Source organism: Streptomyces sp. NBC_00442 (assembly GCF_036014195.1).
In the GTDB taxonomy this organism is placed as follows: Bacteria; Actinomycetota; Actinomycetes; order Streptomycetales; family Streptomycetaceae; genus Streptomyces.
The window spans coordinates 1998230-2013229 of sequence record NZ_CP107918.1 but is presented as its reverse complement, the minus strand read 5'-3'; the positions used below and the strand labels follow the sequence as shown (position 1 = coordinate 2013229).

Annotated in this window: 12 protein-coding genes; 2 read left to right on the top strand and 10 right to left on the bottom strand. The window is 71.1% G+C overall.

What is annotated here, in order from left to right; genetic code table 11:
- Nucleotides 1–112: 112 nt before the first annotated feature.
- From pyk to pta, 3 genes are all read right to left on the bottom strand, one after another.
- Nucleotides 113–1543 (bottom strand): pyruvate kinase, encoded by a 1431-nt coding sequence (gene pyk / locus OG432_RS08850; protein WP_328309462.1) that lies wholly within the window; start codon nucleotides 1541–1543, stop codon nucleotides 113–115.
- A 106-nt stretch (nucleotides 1544–1649) separates the two neighbouring features.
- On the bottom strand, nucleotides 1650–2867 hold the full coding sequence (locus OG432_RS08845) for an acetate kinase (protein ID WP_328309460.1): 1218 nt from the start codon (nucleotides 2865–2867) through the stop codon (nucleotides 1650–1652).
- Nucleotides 2864–4951, bottom strand: coding sequence for a phosphate acetyltransferase (gene pta, locus OG432_RS08840; RefSeq protein WP_328309458.1), 2088 nt, complete (start codon nucleotides 4949–4951; stop codon nucleotides 2864–2866). Before pta ends, OG432_RS08845 begins: the two co-directional genes overlap by 4 nt.
- Before the next feature lie 256 nt (nucleotides 4952–5207).
- On the opposite strand from pta, the gene OG432_RS08835 reads away from it, so the two are divergent.
- On the top strand, nucleotides 5208–6233 hold the full coding sequence (locus tag OG432_RS08835; RefSeq protein WP_328309455.1) for an ATP-dependent 6-phosphofructokinase: 1026 nt from the start codon (nucleotides 5208–5210) through the stop codon (nucleotides 6231–6233).
- Nucleotides 6234–6313: 80 nt separating this feature from the next.
- On the opposite strand, the gene OG432_RS08830 is transcribed toward OG432_RS08835, so the two are convergent.
- From OG432_RS08830 to OG432_RS08805, 6 genes are all read right to left on the bottom strand, one after another.
- The gene (locus tag OG432_RS08830; protein WP_328309453.1) at nucleotides 6314–6988 is read right to left on the bottom strand and encodes a helix-turn-helix domain-containing protein; all 675 of its coding nucleotides are present in this window, start codon (nucleotides 6986–6988) and stop codon (nucleotides 6314–6316) included.
- Between the two features lie 157 nt (nucleotides 6989–7145).
- The gene (locus OG432_RS08825) at nucleotides 7146–7979 is read right to left on the bottom strand and encodes a carbohydrate ABC transporter permease (protein ID WP_328309451.1); all 834 of its coding nucleotides are present in this window, start codon (nucleotides 7977–7979) and stop codon (nucleotides 7146–7148) included.
- Nucleotides 7976–8863, bottom strand: coding sequence for a carbohydrate ABC transporter permease (locus OG432_RS08820; protein WP_328309449.1), 888 nt, complete (start codon nucleotides 8861–8863; stop codon nucleotides 7976–7978). The genes OG432_RS08825 and OG432_RS08820 overlap by 4 nt, the downstream gene beginning before the upstream one ends.
- Nucleotides 8860–10260 carry an extracellular solute-binding protein gene (locus tag OG432_RS08815; RefSeq protein WP_443058354.1) on the bottom strand — a complete coding sequence of 467 codons (1401 nt, stop codon included), beginning with the start codon at nucleotides 10258–10260 and terminating at the stop codon, nucleotides 8860–8862. The genes OG432_RS08820 and OG432_RS08815 overlap by 4 nt, the downstream gene beginning before the upstream one ends.
- 118 nt (nucleotides 10261–10378) lie before the next feature.
- Nucleotides 10379–11065, bottom strand: a complete 687-nt coding sequence (locus OG432_RS08810) for a response regulator (RefSeq protein WP_328309447.1) — start codon at nucleotides 11063–11065, stop codon at nucleotides 10379–10381.
- A complete protein-coding gene (locus tag OG432_RS08805; RefSeq protein WP_328309445.1) occupies nucleotides 11062–12660 on the bottom strand; it encodes a sensor histidine kinase in 1599 nt (532 codons plus the stop codon). Before OG432_RS08805 ends, OG432_RS08810 begins: the two co-directional genes overlap by 4 nt.
- 138 nt (nucleotides 12661–12798) lie before the next feature.
- On the opposite strand from OG432_RS08805, the gene OG432_RS08800 reads away from it, so the two are divergent.
- Nucleotides 12799–14163, top strand: a complete 1365-nt coding sequence (locus OG432_RS08800) for a cation:dicarboxylate symporter family transporter (protein ID WP_328309443.1) — start codon at nucleotides 12799–12801, stop codon at nucleotides 14161–14163.
- Here OG432_RS08800 and OG432_RS08795 read toward each other — a convergent pair.
- The gene (locus OG432_RS08795; RefSeq protein WP_443058353.1) at nucleotides 14156–14884 is read right to left on the bottom strand and encodes a hypothetical protein; all 729 of its coding nucleotides are present in this window, start codon (nucleotides 14882–14884) and stop codon (nucleotides 14156–14158) included. The genes OG432_RS08800 and OG432_RS08795 overlap by 8 nt on opposite strands.
- Nucleotides 14885–15000: the final 116 nt, after the last annotated feature.

Here is a 15000-nt window from a genome sequence, read left to right as displayed (position 1 = left end):
AACTGCGCGGGATGCGGGCACGGTCCTCACCCGGCATCGGAACCCATCCGGAAAACGCCGGAGGGCGGCACCCCAGCCGGCGGGTGCCGCCCTCCGAGGGCTCGGGCCGGGGTTACTGCCGCTCGGAGCCGCCGAGCTGGTGCACCCGGACCATGTTGGTGGTGCCGGGGATGCCGGGGGGCGAACCGGCCGTGATGACCATGGTGTCGCCCTCGTTGTAGCGGTTGAGCTTGAGCAGCTCGGCGTCGACCAGGTCGACCATCGCGTCGGTGGAGTCCACGTGCGGGACGACGTACGTCTCGACGCCCCAGCTCAGCGCGAGCTGGTTGCGGGTGCTCGGGTCCGTGGTGAACGCGAGGATCGGCTGACAGGTGCGGTAGCGCGAGAGGCGCCGGGCCGTGTCGCCGGACTGCGTGAAGGCGACGAGCGCCTTGCCGTCGAGGAAGTCCGCGATCTCGCAGGCGGCACGGGCCACCGAACCGCCCTGGGTGCGCGGCTTCTTGCCCGGGACCAGCGGCTGGAGGCCCTTGGACAGGAGCTCCTCCTCGGCCGCCTCGACGATCTTCGACATCGTCTTGACGGTCTCGATCGGGTACGCGCCCACCGAGGACTCGGCGGAGAGCATGACCGCGTCCGCGCCGTCCAGGATCGCGTTGGCGACGTCGGACGCCTCGGCGCGGGTCGGCCGCGAGTTGGTGATCATCGACTCCATCATCTGGGTCGCGACGATCACCGGCTTGGCGTTGCGGCGGCACAGCTCCACGAGGCGCTTCTGCACCATCGGGACCTTCTCCAGGGGATACTCCACCGCGAGGTCGCCACGGGCCACCATCACACCGTCGAAGGCGGCGACGACGCCCTCCATGTTGGCGACGGCCTGCGGCTTCTCGACCTTGGCGATGACCGGCACGCGGCGGCCGACCTCGTCCATGACCTTGTGGACGTCCTTGACGTCGTCGGCGTCGCGGACGAAGGAGAGCGCGACCAGGTCGCAGCCCATGTTCAGGGCGAACCGCAGGTCCTCGATGTCCTTCTCGGACAGCGCCGGGACGTTGACCGCCGCACCGGGCAGGTTGATGCCCTTGTGGTCGGAGATGACACCGCCCTCGATGACGATCGTCTTCACGCGGGGGCCGTCGACCGAGACGACCTTGAGTTCGACGTTGCCGTCGTTGATCAGAATCGGGTCGCCCTTGACGACGTCGCCCGGCAGCCCCTTGTAGGTGGTGCCACAGATCGACTTGTCACCGGGGACGTCCTCGGCGGTGATCGTGAACTCGTCGCCACGGACCAATTCCACCGGTCCTTCGGCGAATTTGGCCAGCCGGATCTTCGGGCCCTGGAGGTCGGCGAGCACGCCGATCGCGCGCCCCGTCTCCTCGGCGGCCTTGCGGACCCGGTCGTAACGGGCCTGGTGCTCGGCCTGGGAGCCGTGGCTGAAGTTGAAGCGGGCCACGCTCATGCCGGCCTCGATCAGAGCGACGAGCTGCTCGTGGGAGTCGACGGCGGGGCCCAGGGTGCAAACGATTTTGGAACGGCGCATAAGGCGGATCCTATCGGTTTGTTTCGCTGCGGAATATTCCGTCTGGTGGAATGTACAAATGGGCGGGATGACGCTCAGGTGTCGCCCCGGCAAACCGGAAATCCCCTCAGGAATTCACCAGCGCATAGGTCTGCTGGGCGATTTCCAGCTCCTCGTCCGTCGGTACTACCGCCACCGCGACCCGGGCGTACTCCGGAGAGATCAGCCTCGGACGGTCGGACCGCACGTCGTTGAGCTCGCCGTCGACCGCCAGGCCCAGCTCCTCGAGGCCGGCCACCGCGGCCGCGCGGACCGGGGCGGCGTTCTCGCCGACCCCCGCCGTGAACGCGATCGCGTCGACCTTGCCGAGCACGGCGTAGTAGGCGCCTATGTACTTCTTCAGACGGTGGACATAGATGTCGAAGGCGAGCCGCGCCCGCTCGTCGCCCTCGTCGCAGCGACGGCGGATCTCCCGCATGTCGTTGTCACCACACAGCCCCACCAGGCCGCTCTTCTTGTTCAGGAGCGCGTCGATCTCGTCCACGGACATGCCCGCGACGCGCTTGAGGTGGAAGGTGACCGCCGGGTCGATGTCGCCCGACCGGGTCCCCATGACCAGGCCCTCCAGCGGGGTGAGCCCCATCGAGGTGTCCACGCACCGGCCTCCGCGCACCGCGGAGGCGGAGGCGCCGTTGCCCAGGTGCAGCACGATCACGTTGACGTCCTCGGGCGCCTTGCCGAGCAGCTTCGCCGTCTCGCGCGAGACGTACGCGTGCGAGGTGCCGTGGAAGCCGTAGCGGCGGATGCGGTACTCGTCCGCCGTCGCCACGTCGATCGCGTACCGGGCCGCCGACTCCGGCATCGTCGTGTGGAAGGCGGTGTCGAAGACGGCGACCTGCGGCAGGTCCGGGCGCAGCGCCTGCGCGGTGCGGATGCCCGTGATGTTCGCCGGGTTGTGCAGCGGGGCGACCGGCACGAGCCGCTCGATCTCCGCCATGACCTCGTCGGTGATCACGGTCGGCGCGCTGAACTTCAGCCCGCCGTGCACCACCCGGTGGCCGATCGCCGCCAACTCCGGTGAATCCAGGCCGAGTCCGTCGGCCGCCAGCTCGATGGCCACGGCCTTGAGCGCGGCCGCGTGGTCGGCGATCGGCCCGTTCCGCTCCCGCGCCTCGGCGCCGGTGGCCAGCGGGGTGTGCTTGAGCCGAGAGGTCTGCTCACCGATCCGCTCGACGAGCCCCACGGCGAGGCGCGAGGCGTCGCGCATGTCGAGGAGCTGGTACTTCACCGACGAGGACCCGGAGTTGAGCACGAGGACGCGGGTGCCCTGGTTGGCGGTGGTCATGCGGAGGCCTCCTGCTCCTGCGCCTGGGCCTGGATGGCCGTGATGGCGACGGTGTTGACGATGTCCTGGACGAGGGCGCCGCGCGACAGGTCGTTGACCGGCTTGCGCAGACCCTGGAGCACCGGGCCCACGGCGACGGCGCCGGCCGAGCGCTGCACGGCCTTGTAGGTGTTGTTGCCGGTGTTGAGGTCCGGGAAGATCAGCACGGTCGCCTGCCCGGCCACCGTCGACTCCGGCAGCTTGGTCGCGGCGACGGTGGGCTCGACGGCCGCGTCGTACTGGATCGGGCCCTCGATCCTCAGGTCGGGGCGCGCCTCGCGCACCAGCTTGGTGGCCTCGCGCACCTTGTCGACGTCCGCGCCCGAACCCGATGTGCCCGTCGAGTACGACAGCATCGCGATCCGCGGATCCACGCCGAACTGCTGGGCGGTGGCGGCCGCCTGGACGGCGATGTCCGCGAGCTGCTCGGCGTTCGGGTCCGGGTTGACCGCGCAGTCCCCGTACACCAGGACCTTGTCGGCGAGGCACATGAAGAACACCGACGAGACGATCGAGGCCTCCGGCTTGGTCTTGATGATCTCGAAGGCGGGTCGGATGGTCGCCGCCGTGGAGTGCACCGAGCCCGACACCATGCCGTCGGCGAGGCCCTCCTGCACCATCAGCGTGCCGAAGTAGTTCACGTCGGCCACGACGTCGTTGGCGAGCTCCACGGTGACGCCCTTGTGGGCGCGCAGCCGGGCGTAGCTCTCGGCGAAGCGCGGGCGCAGCTCCGAGGTGTGCGGGTCGATGATCTGGCACTTGGCGACGTCGATGCCGAGATCGGCCGCCTTCTTGCGGATCGCCTCCACGTCGCCGAGCAGCGTCAGCTCGCACACGTCGCGGCGCAGCAGGACGTCGGCCGCGCGCAGCACCCGCTCCTCGGTGCCCTCGGGCAGCACGACCCGGCGGCGGTGGGAACGCGCCTGCTCCAGGAGGTCGTGCTCGAACATCATCGGGGTGACCCGGCCGCTGCGGGCCACTGAGACCCGCGCCAGCAGGTCGGCGGTGTCGACGTGCCGCTCGAAGAGCCCGATCGCGGTCTCCGCCTTGCGGGGCGTCGACGCGTTCAACTTGCCTTCCAGGGCGAACAGTTCGGCCGCCGTGGGGAAGGAGCCGCCCGTCACCGCCACCACCGGGGTGCCGGGCGCGAGCCGGTCGGCGAGGGTCAGGATCTCCGGGCCCGGACGCTCGTCCAGGGTCAGGAGCACGCCCGCGATCGGCGGGGTGCCCGCGCTGTGCGCGGCGAGCGAGCCGACGACCAGGTCGGCGCGGTCTCCGGGGGTCACGACCAGACAGCCCGGCGTCAGGGCGTTCAGGAAGTTCGGCAGCATGGCGCCGCCGAACACGAAGTCGAGGGCGTCGCGCGCGAGCCCCGCGTCGTCGCCGAGCAGCACCGTGCCGCCGAGGGCCGCGGTGATCTGGGCGACGGTGGGCGCCGAGAGCGCCGGCTCGTCCGGCAGGACGTAGCAGGGCATCGGCAGCCGGGCCGCGAGCCGCTCCTCGATCGCGTGCCGGTCGCCCGGCGCGACCCGGTTCACCACCATCGCGAGCACGTCGCAGCCGAGCCCGTCGTAGGCGCGGTGCGCGTTGACCGCCTCGGCCCGTACGGACTCGGTGGTCTGCCCCCTGCCGCCGACCACCGGTATCACCGAGGCGCCGAACTCGTTGGCGAGCCTGGCGTTGAGCGCCAGCTCGTCCGGGAGCTGGGTGTCGGCGAAGTCCGTGCCGAGCACCAGGACCACCTCGTAGTCGCGGGCCACCCGGTGGAAGCGCTCGACGAGCCGGGAGACGAGTTCGTCGGTACCCTGCTCCGCCTGGAGCGCCGACGCCTCGTGGTAGTCCATGCCGTACACCGTGGCCGGGTCCTGGCTCAGCCGGTAGCGGGCTCTGAGCAGGTCGAACAGGCGGTCGGGACCATCGTGCACGAGGGGGCGGAAAACACCCACTCGGTCCACCTGACGGGTCAGGAGCTCCATGACTCCCAGCTCGATGACCTGGCGGCCGTCTCCCCGGTCGATCCCGGTCACGTACACGCTGCGCGTCACGCGTGCTCTCCTGTTCTGCGTCGCAGGAAATTGTCCCTATAGGGCGGTCTTGCCCTCTTGACAATACCTCTGCGGATGGGTAGGACGCCCGCCGGACGAAAGGCCCGGCGAGAGGGTCGGAAGACCCCCGGTCCATCATGGTGGGAGTAGCTGGATGGGCGGTCGGACCGTGGTGCGTGGGACAATCTGAATTGCTCACGTTACGAGGGATAAGGGCGTGACGTCCCAGGACCGGCGAAGCAGGAGATCGAGCACGATGCGCATCGGAGTACTCACCGCAGGCGGAGACTGTCCCGGCCTGAACGCAGTGATCCGGTCGGTCGTGCACCGAGCCGTGGTCGGCCACGGCGACGAAGTCATCGGATTCGAGGACGGGTTCAAGGGCCTGCTCGACGGCCACTTCCGCCCGCTCGACCTCAACGCGGTCAGCGGCATCCTGGCCCGCGGCGGCACCATCCTCGGCTCGGCCCGCCTGGAGCGCGACCGGCTCCGCGAAGCCGCCGAGAACTGCGCCGAGTTGACGAGGCGTTACGGCATCGACGCGCTCATCCCCATCGGCGGCGAGGGCACGCTCACCGCGGCCCGCATGCTGTCCGACGCGGGCATGCCCGTCGTCGGGGTGCCCAAGACCATCGACAACGACATCTCCGCGACCGACCGCACCTTCGGCTTCGACACCGCCGTGGGCGTGGCCACCGAGGCCATCGACCGCCTCAAGACGACCGCCGAATCGCATCAGCGCGTGATGGTCGTCGAGGTCATGGGCCGGCACGCGGGCTGGATCGCCCTGGAGTCCGGCATGGCGGGCGGCGCCCACGGCATCTGCCTGCCCGAGCGGCCCTTCCAGGTCGACGACCTGGTCAAGATGGTCGAGGAGCGCTTCGCGCGCGGCAAGAAGTTCGCGGTCGTCTGCGTCGCCGAGGGCGCGCACCCCGCCGACGGCTCGATGCCGTACGAGAAGGGCGCGATCGACCAGTACGGCCACGAGCGCTTCGCCGGCATCGGCAACCGGCTCGCCGTCGAGCTGGAGCGGCGCCTGGGCAAGGAGGCCCGCCCGGTCATCCTCGGCCACGTCCAGCGCGGCGGTGTGCCCACCGCCTACGACCGCGTCCTCGCGACGCGGTTCGGCTGGAACGCCGTGGAGGCCGTGCACCGCGGCGAGTTCGGCAACATGACCGCGCTGCGGGGCACGGACATCGTGATGGCCCCGCTCGCCCACGCGGTGACCACCCTCAAGACGGTGCCGGACAACCGCATGTACGAGGCGGAGTCGGTCTTCTAGTCCCGCACGGCCGGCCTCTGGTCCCGCACGGCCGGGACCGAAGCCCGCGATGTCGGGGGCCGCAAGGCCCCCGGGCGCGGCTACCTGTGAGCCAGCTCCCAGAAGCGGTCCACGATGCGGTCGAGGAAGTCCCGGCCCGCGTCCCCCGTGTCGGCGTCCGCGCTCCAGTTGAGCGTGGCGACCATGTGCGACTGGTACTCGGTGTGCAACTGGTCGAGCACCCCCTCCAGATGCTGCCGGGACAGCGGCAGAAGCTTCGCCGTCGGCTTGACGTACGCCTGCCAGCGCGTGGTGACCGCGCTGCGCAGCAGCTCCGAGAGGTCCGCGTTCTGACCGGTGGCGGTCACGTAGTCGCGCAGCGACAGCTGGAGCAGATCAGCGAGCGCCGCCGACTGGCGTTCGTTGCCGCGCCAGCGCCCCGCGTCCTCCATGCGCCGGTAGGCCCCCGCGTCGAGCCCGACCCTGCGGGCCATGTCCTCGATGCCCAGGCCGCGTGCGAGGCGGTGCTCGCGCAGTGTGGAGGCGGCCGCCATGAGATCGCCGGGAGAACACCACAGAACCCCCGCGAGCGCCGTCAGCTCCCGCGCCTCGGGCGCCGCGAGCCCCCGCTCCCACGCCATCACGGTGTCCGGGGAGACCTGGAGGCCGTACTGGGCGCGCATGCCGTACGCGACATGGCCGGGGGCCATGCCGAGGGCTTCTCGCAGTCGGCGGGCCGCGAGGGCGTTGAAGGGAGGGGTGGGGTGCACGCGCACACCGTAGGACGGTAAGTGACATCTGCCTACGGTGTGTTCCACCAAAGAACGTGAATTGGAGGAAAGTACGGTTTTGGTGCCGTCCGGGTTACTTAAGGGTTGGGTAAGCGTGTGCTCTCCCGCGCCGTCCCCCACACCGGCCTCCCCGCCGGTCCGGCTAACCCTTCACCGCTCCCGCCAGGGCGAAACCTCCGCCGAGCTTCCGTGCGATCAGGACGTACAGGAGCAGGACCGGGGTGGAGTACAGGATCGAGAACGCGGCGAGCTGCCCGTACACCACCGAGCCGTGGTTGCCGAAGAATGTGAAGATCGAGACCGAGGCCGGCAGCTGGTCGGGGGAGAGCAGCAGCATGAAGGGGACGAAGAAGTTCCCCCACAGCATGATGAAGGTGTAGATCGCCACGACGGCCACCCCGGGGCCCGTCAGCGGCAGCACCACCCGCACCAGCGTCTGCGGCATGGAGGCCCCGTCCGTCCAGGCCGCCTCCTCCAGGGCCGGCGGCACCCCGTCCAGGAAGTTCTTCATCAGCCAGATGGCGAACGGGAGTTGGGACGTGGCGAGGAACAGCGCCGTGCCGTACATCGTGTCGACCAGGTTCACCCGCACGAAGAGCGCGTACACCGGGACCATCACGGCCGTGATCGGCAGGCACGTGGTGAACAGGATCGTCAGCAGGTACGGGCGGGTCAGGCGCGAGCGGTTGCGCGAGAGCGGGTACGCCGCGAGCGTCGCGCACACCACCGTGAGCAGGGTCGCACCCCCGCACAGGACAAGGCTGTTGAGCATCGGGGTGAAGGTGACGTCGGGGGTCAGGACCGCCGAGAAGTTGTCGGCCGACACCGAGCGCGGGATCCGCACCCGCAGATCGGCCTGGGTGTCCACGGAGGCGAGCACCAGCCACAGGAGCGGCACCGCGAACGCCGCCGCCACCACGAGCAGGGCCGCGTCGGCGGCGAGCCGCCGCCGTACCCGGCCCGCTCCCGCCCTCACGCCTCCACCTTCAGCAGCCGCAGATAGACCACCGAGAACAGCGAACCGACCAGGAGCAGCAGCAGCGCGACCGCCGTGCCGTAGCCGATCAGGCTCTTCAGGAACGCCTGGTCGTACATGAACACCGGCAGCGTCTGGCTGCGGTCGCCGGGCCCGCCCCGCGTCATCGCCCACACGAGGCCGAACACGGACAGGGTCTGGAGCGTGTTGAGCATCAGATTGGTGCCGATGGAACGGCGGATCATCGGCAGCGTGATGTACCAGAACCGGCGCGCCCCGCCCGCCCCGTCGACCTCCGCCGCCTCCTCGACGTCCTTCGGGATCTCCGCCAGCGCGGCCGAGTAGATCAGCATCGAGAACGCGGTGCCGCGCCACACGTTCGCGAACGACACCGCGAGGATCGGCAGCGTGAACAGCCAGTTCTGGGCGGGCAGATGAAGCCGGTCCAGGATCGCGTCGAGTGTTCCCTCGCGGCGGAAGAAGGCGTACAGGAGGAAGGCCGCCACGATCTCCGGCAGCACCCACGCCGTGATCACCAGCGCCCCCGTCACCGTCCGCACCGGGCGCGAGGCGCGCCGCATCAGGGCGGCGAGCGCCAGGCCCAGCGTGTTCTGGCCCACGAGCGAGGACAGGACGGTGAAGACCAGGGTGAGCCACACCGCGTTGCGGAACGCGGGATCGGCGAACGCGCGCCGGAAGTTGGCGAAGCCGACGAAGTCGACCGCCGAGGAGCCGGTCAGCTGCATGTCGGTGAACGCGATGGAGACGCAGTAGCCGATCGGCCCGGCGAGGAACAGCAGCAGGAGCAGGGTCGCGGGCGCGATCGGCAGCCAGCGCGCCGCACGGGCCCCGCGGCCGCCGCGCGCCGCCGCGGAGGCGCTCAACGGGCACTCCGCGCGATCGACGTGAGCTGGTCGTCGTAGGCCTTGGCGGCCGAGGCCGCCGACCCGCCGGTGGTCACCGACTCCATCGCCTCGCCGATCGCCGTCGACACCTGGGGGTAGGCCGGAACGGCGGGCCGGTAGTGGGTGGAGGGGACAAGGCCGGTGAAGAAGGTGATGCCCGGCATGGAGCGCAGATAGGCGGGGTCGGCCGCCACGTCCGAGCGGACCGCGATCTGGGCGTCCGCCACATCCCACCTCGCGGCGTTGTCCTTGGTCTGGAGCGTCTTGACGAAGTCGAAGGCGAGGTCCGGGTTGGCGGCCTTCGCGGGGATCGCCCAGGTCCAGCCGCCCGACATCGACACCGTGCCCGGCGCCTGGCCGTACTGGGTCGGCATCGCGGCCTGGCCGAGCGTGGTCGACCAGGCGGGCCACTCCTTGGGCCCCTTGGCGATCCAGTTCTGGCCGAGCCAGGATCCGTCGAGGGCGATCGCCAGCTTGCCGTTCGGCATCCAGTCCGTCGCCAGGTGCGTCCCCACGTTGGGGTCGAGGGCGTCGGAGGGGTCGGGCCCGAGCTTCTCCGCGAACACCGTCCGTACGAAGCCGAGGGCGTCCCTGAAGCCCTTCGATCCCGCCACCCATTTCTTGGCGGCCGGGTCGTACAGCGGATCGCGGCCGGTCCCGTACAGGAGCATCTCGAAGCCCTGCATCGCCGCCGCTTCGCCCGCCGCCTTGCCGGTGTAGACGTTGAGCGGGATCACGCCGGGGACCTTCTCCTTGACCGTGCGGGCGGCGTCCAGGACTTCCGCCCAGTTCCCCGGCCGCCAGTTCGCGGGCAGCCCCGCCTTCGCGAAGATCTGCTTGTTGAACCACAGTCCCCGGGTGTCCGTGCCGTCCGGCACCCCGTACGTCCTGCCGTCCTCGGCCTTCGCCGCGGCCTTCGCGGTCGCGGCGAAGCGGCCCCACTGGTCCCACCGGGACAGGTAGTCGTCCAGCGGGCGCAGATAGCCGGCCCCGATGTCGGAGTTGATGCGGAACGTGTCCTCGTACACCAGGTCGGGGGCGGTCCTCGGCGAGCGCATCATCTGCTGGACCTTGGCCGCGTAGTCGTTGTCGGCGGCCTGGATCGGCACCAGTTCGGCCTTCTTGCCGGGGTGGGCCCGCTCGAACTGCTTCTTGACGTCTTCGAGGAACGCGTCCTTGAAACGGATCGCGTTGTCGGTCGAGCGGTTGTAGGCGATCCGCACGGTGTCGGCGTCGTGGCCGGAGCCACCCGCGCAGCCGGTGAGCGCCCAGGCGGCGAGGACGCAGGCGAGGATCGGGGAGAGCCGGCTCGGGTACGCCGACCGGTGCGGGCGGCGCCGGGACGCGAGGGCTGCGACAGGAGCGGTGGGGCGCACGGGCACGACCTCCTCGGGCCGGGCGCGCGGCCATGGGCACGGCCGCACGTGGCTGCCCGGTGAACGTAAGGGCGCCCGGTGCCGGGGTCAACCCCGCCGCGAGCCGGCCGCGCAGCCCTCAACTGCCGTGACCGCCGGGCGAGTTGAGCCAGCGGTACTGCAACTCCGGGCGCCCGATCTGACCGTACTGCGGGGTGCGCTCGGCGCGGGCGGAGGTGACCAGGTGCTCCAGATAGCGGCGTGCGGTGATCCGCGAGATGCCCACCGCGAGCCCGGCCTCCGCCGCAGTCACGCCCTGCGGCGCCTCCCGCAGCGTGCGCGTGACGGCCCGCAGCGTGGGCGCACTCAGCCCCTTGGGGAGCGCGGACGGCTGCGGGGCGCGCAGCGCGGCGAGCGCCCGGTCCACCTCCTCCTGCCCGCTCGCCTCTCCGGCCGTCGCCCGGAACTCGGCGTACCGCACGAGCCGGTCGCGCAGCGTGGGGAAGGTGAACGGCTTCAGCACGTACTGCACGACCCCGAGCGAGACGCCCTCGCGCACCATCGCCAGATCCCGGGCCGAGGTCACGGCCACCACATCCGCGCCGTGCCCGGCCGCGCGCAGCGACCGTACGAGCTGGAGCCCGTGCCCGTCCGGCAGGTACAGATCGAGCAGGAGCAGGTCCACCCCGGTCCGCTCCAGGGCCCGCAGCGCCTCGGCCCGCGAGTGGGCGACCGCCACCGCGGTGAAGCCCGGCACCCGGCCGACGTAGAGCCGGTGCGCCTCGGCGGCGACGGGATCGTCCTCCACGACCAGCACCCTGATCATGCGCGCACTCCCTGCTCCAGCGGCAGCCGTACGGTGAACTCGGCTCCTCCGTAAGGGCCTTGGCCGAGCGCGATGGTGCCGCCGTGGCGTGCGGCCGTGAGGCGGACGAGCGCGAGGCCGAGGCCGCGCCCCGGGCTCTTCGTCGACCACCCGCGCTCGAACACGGCCTCGGCGGCGCCCGGACCGATGCCCGGCCCGCTGTCCGCGACCCGCACCACGAGGTCGCCGTCCTCGGCGGTGAGGGTGACGGCGACCTCGGCGGCGGCGCTGCCCTGGGCCGCGTCCACCGCGTTGTCGAGCAGGTTGCCGAGGACGGTGACCAGATCGCGGGCCGGCAGCGTGGCCGGCAGCAGGCCGTCGCCGATCGCGCTGCCCTCGGTGAGCACCAGCTCCACGCCGTGCTCGTTGGCCTGCGCCGCCTTGCCGAGCAGCAGCGCGGCGAGCACCGGCTCGCCGACCGCCGTGACCACCTGGTCGGTGAGCGCCTGGGCCAGCTCCAGCTCGGCGGTCGCGAACTCGACGGCCTCCCCGACGCGGCCGAGCTCGATGAGCGAGACCACGGTGTGCAGCCGGTTCGCGGCCTCGTGCGCCTGGGCGCGCAGAGCCTGGGTGAACCCGCGCTCGGAGTCCAGCTCACCCGACAGCGCCTGGAGTTCGGTGTGATCGCGCAGCGTCACCACGGTGCCGCGCCGGCCGCCGGACGACACCGGCCGGCTGTTGAGGACCACGATCCGGTCGGCCGTCATGTGCACCTCGTCCACTCGGGGCTCGACGGAGAGCAGCGCCCCGGAGAGCGAGGCGGGCAGGCCGAGCCCGGCCACCGGGCGGCCCACCGCGTCCTCGCCGAGCCCCAGCAGCTCGCGCCCCCCGTCGTTGATCAGGGCGATGCGCCGCTCCCCGTCGAGCATGAGCAGGCCTTCGCGCACGGCGTGCAGGGCGGCCTGGTGATAGTCGTGCATGCGGCTCAGTTCGGCGGCGTTCATGCCGTGGGTGTGGCGGCGCAGGCGCGCGTTGATCACGTAGGTGCCGAGCCCCCCGAGCGCGAGCGCGCCGCCCGCCATGGCGGCGAGCGCGGCCAGCTGCTTGTGCACCTGCTCGCTGATCCGGTCGATGGTGATGCCCGCGCTGACGAGCGCGGTGATCCGGCCATGATCATCGGGATCGCGGACCGGCGCCACGACCCGTACGGAAGGCCCGAGCACCCCCATGTGCGTCTCCGCGAACGTCCGCCCGCGCAGCGCGGGGCCGATGTCCCCCAGATACGTCCTGCCGATCTCGCCCGGCACGGGGTGCGTCCAGCGGGTGCCGTCCGGAGCCATCACCACGACGAAGTCGACGCCGGTCGTGGTGCGCAGGGTCTCCGCGTACGGCTGGAGGGCGGTGGTGGGGTCCTTGGTGCGGGCCGCGGCGATCACCGCGGGCGAGGCGGCCACCGACGTCGCGGTCGCGATCGCCTGGCGCCGCGCGGTCTCCTCGGCCTGGCGGCGGTCGGTGACGTAGGAGAAGAGCGCGCACCCCGCCACGATCGCGGCGACCAGGACCACCTGCATGGCGAAGAGCTGGCCGGCGAGCGAGCGGGGTCGGGGAAGACGCATCCGGTCAGTGTGCTGGCTGGATCCGTATGAACGAAATGCACGTAAGGGTGACCGGCGTCACAGCCTGCTGGATAGTCGCGGGGATCGCCGAATCGGCCATCGGGACATGGCCGCAGCCGCACATCGAGGAGGAACCCCGTGGCAGAGCCAGCCGCCACCGCCCGCAGGGAACGGACCCACTACCTCTATCTGGCCGTGATCGGCGCGGTGGTGCTCGGCATCGTCGTGGGCTTCGCGGCGCCGGGGGTCGCCGTCCAGCTGAAGCCGATCGGCACCGGGTTCGTGAACCTGATCAAGATGATGATCTCGCCCATCATCTTCTGCACGATCGTGCTCGGCGTCGGCTCGGTCCGCAAGGCCGCGAAGGTCGGCGCCGTGGGCGGCCTCGCGCTCGGCTACTTCCTCGTCATGTCGACCGTCGCCCTCGCCATCGGCCTGGTCGTCGGCAACATCCTGGAGCCCGGCTCCGGCCTCCATCTGACCGAGGCCGTCCGGCACGCCGGCGCCAAGCAGGCCGCGGGCACCAGCGAATCGACCGCGGACTTCCTGCTCTCGATCATCCCGAAGACCATGGTGTCCGCGTTCACCGAGGGCCAGGTCCTCCAGACCCTCCTGATCGCCCTGCTCGCCGGGTTCGCCCTCCAGGCCCTCGGCTCGGCCGGGCAGCCGGTGCTGCGCGGCGTCGAGCACATCCAGCGGCTCGTCTTCCGCATCCTGGCGATGGTGATGTGGGCGGCGCCCATCGGCGCGTTCGGCGCGATCGCGGGCGTGGTCGGCGAGACCGGCGTGGACGCCCTGAAGGCCCTGGCGGTCATCATGATCGGCTTCTACGTCACCTGTGCGCTGTTCGTCTTCGTCGTGCTCGGCGCGATCCTGAAACTGCTGACCGGCGTCAACATCTTCAGCCTCCTGAAGTACCTGGCCAGGGAGTTCCTGCTGATCCTGTCCACGTCCTCGTCGGAGTCGGCGCTGCCGCGGCTGATCGCGAAGATGGAGCACCTGGGGGTGAGCCGCTCGGTGGCCGGCATCACGGTGCCGACGGGCTACTCCTTCAACCTCGACGGCACCGCGATCTATCTGACGATGTCCTCGCTGTTCATCGCGAACGCCATGGGCAAGCCGCTGGGCGCGAGCGAGCAGATCTCCCTGCTCCTGTTCATGATCATCGCCTCGAAGGGCGCGGCGGGCGTCACCGGCGCGGGTCTCGCCACCCTGGCGGGCGGCCTCCAGTCGCACCGCCCCGAACTCGTCGACGGCGTGGGCCTGATCGTCGGCATCGACCGCTTCATGAGCGAGGCGCGGGCGCTGACCAACTTCGCGGGCAACGCGGTCGCGTGCGTGCTCGTCGGCACCTGGACGAAGGAGATCGACAAGGCCCGGGTCGGGGAGGTCCTGGCGGGCCGGCTCCCGTTCGACGAGCGGATGCTGACGGTGGGGGAGGGTGAGCCCGAGGTGCCGGAGCCGCGCGTGGAGGCGAAGTCGGCTTCCAGCGCCGCTAGTTGAGAATGTTGACGGCGCGTGCGACGACGAGCAGCACCGTGAGGAGCGAGACCGCCGACTGGAGCATCATCAGCATTTTCGCCCACCGGTTCAGCGGCATCACGTCCGTCGGGCTGAACGCGGTGGCGTTGGTGAACGACAGGTACAGATAGTCCGGGAACGCCGGCTCCCAGTGGGGCGGGGCGAGTTCGGGGCTCTGCATCTGCGGGAAGAGGAAGTCGGGGTAGGCGCGGTCCGCCCGCATCCGGGCGAGCGGGCCGCCGCGGTCCCACTCCCAGTACCAGAGCGCGAACACGATCACGTTGGTCAGCCAGATGCCGCCGCCCGTCACCAGCAGGGCGGCGGCATCGTGCCCTTCCTGCCCCCGTACGAGCCCGACCACGAGCCGCACCGCCGACCAGCCGTTGGCGGCGCTGATGCAGGCGATCAGCACGAGCCCGGCAGGCCGGTAGAGCGGTGAGGTGTGCTCGACCCGCACGGGGTTGGCCGCGATCAGGGCGGCCATGAGCGCGACCTCCAGAGCGGGCAGGAGCCACCCGGGGTGGACGGTCAGCCGGGCGGGCAGCGTCCATTGCAGGGCGACGGCAACGAGCACGGCCACCGCGGAGGCCCACCGCGGCTCCCCCCGGGTGACCCGCCGCCAGGCGGGCAAGGGGGCGCCGTCGGGCTCGGGCGCGGGGCAGGGCTCGGGCGCGTCATGCGGTACGTGCGTCACGGTGCCCATGCTGTCGCCCCGGCCGAGCGCTGGCGAACCGGGGCGGCTGCCGGGGGCCGGACGTGTACGCGGACCGCCCCTCGTATGGGTGCCCTGCCATGCTCAGGACGCCGACCTCGACGGGA

What these genes read in the sequence shown, in the direction of transcription:
- OG432_RS08805 (WP_328309445.1), bottom strand. Translation starts at nt 12,660, where the DNA reads ATGCGTCTTCCCCGACCCCGCTCGCTCGCCGGCCAGCTCTTCGCCATG.
- OG432_RS08810 (WP_328309447.1), bottom strand. Translation starts at nt 11,065, where the DNA reads ATGATCAGGGTGCTGGTCGTGGAGGACGATCCCGTCGCCGCCGAGGCG.
- OG432_RS08845 (WP_328309460.1), bottom strand. Translation starts at nt 2,867, where the DNA reads ATGACCACCGCCAACCAGGGCACCCGCGTCCTCGTGCTCAACTCCGGG.
- OG432_RS08835 (WP_328309455.1), top strand. Translation starts at nt 5,208, where the DNA reads ATGCGCATCGGAGTACTCACCGCAGGCGGAGACTGTCCCGGCCTGAAC.
- pyk (WP_328309462.1), bottom strand. Translation starts at nt 1,543, where the DNA reads ATGCGCCGTTCCAAAATCGTTTGCACCCTGGGCCCCGCCGTCGACTCC.
- OG432_RS08795 (WP_443058353.1), bottom strand. Translation starts at nt 14,884, where the DNA reads ATGGGCACCGTGACGCACGTACCGCATGACGCGCCCGAGCCCTGCCCC.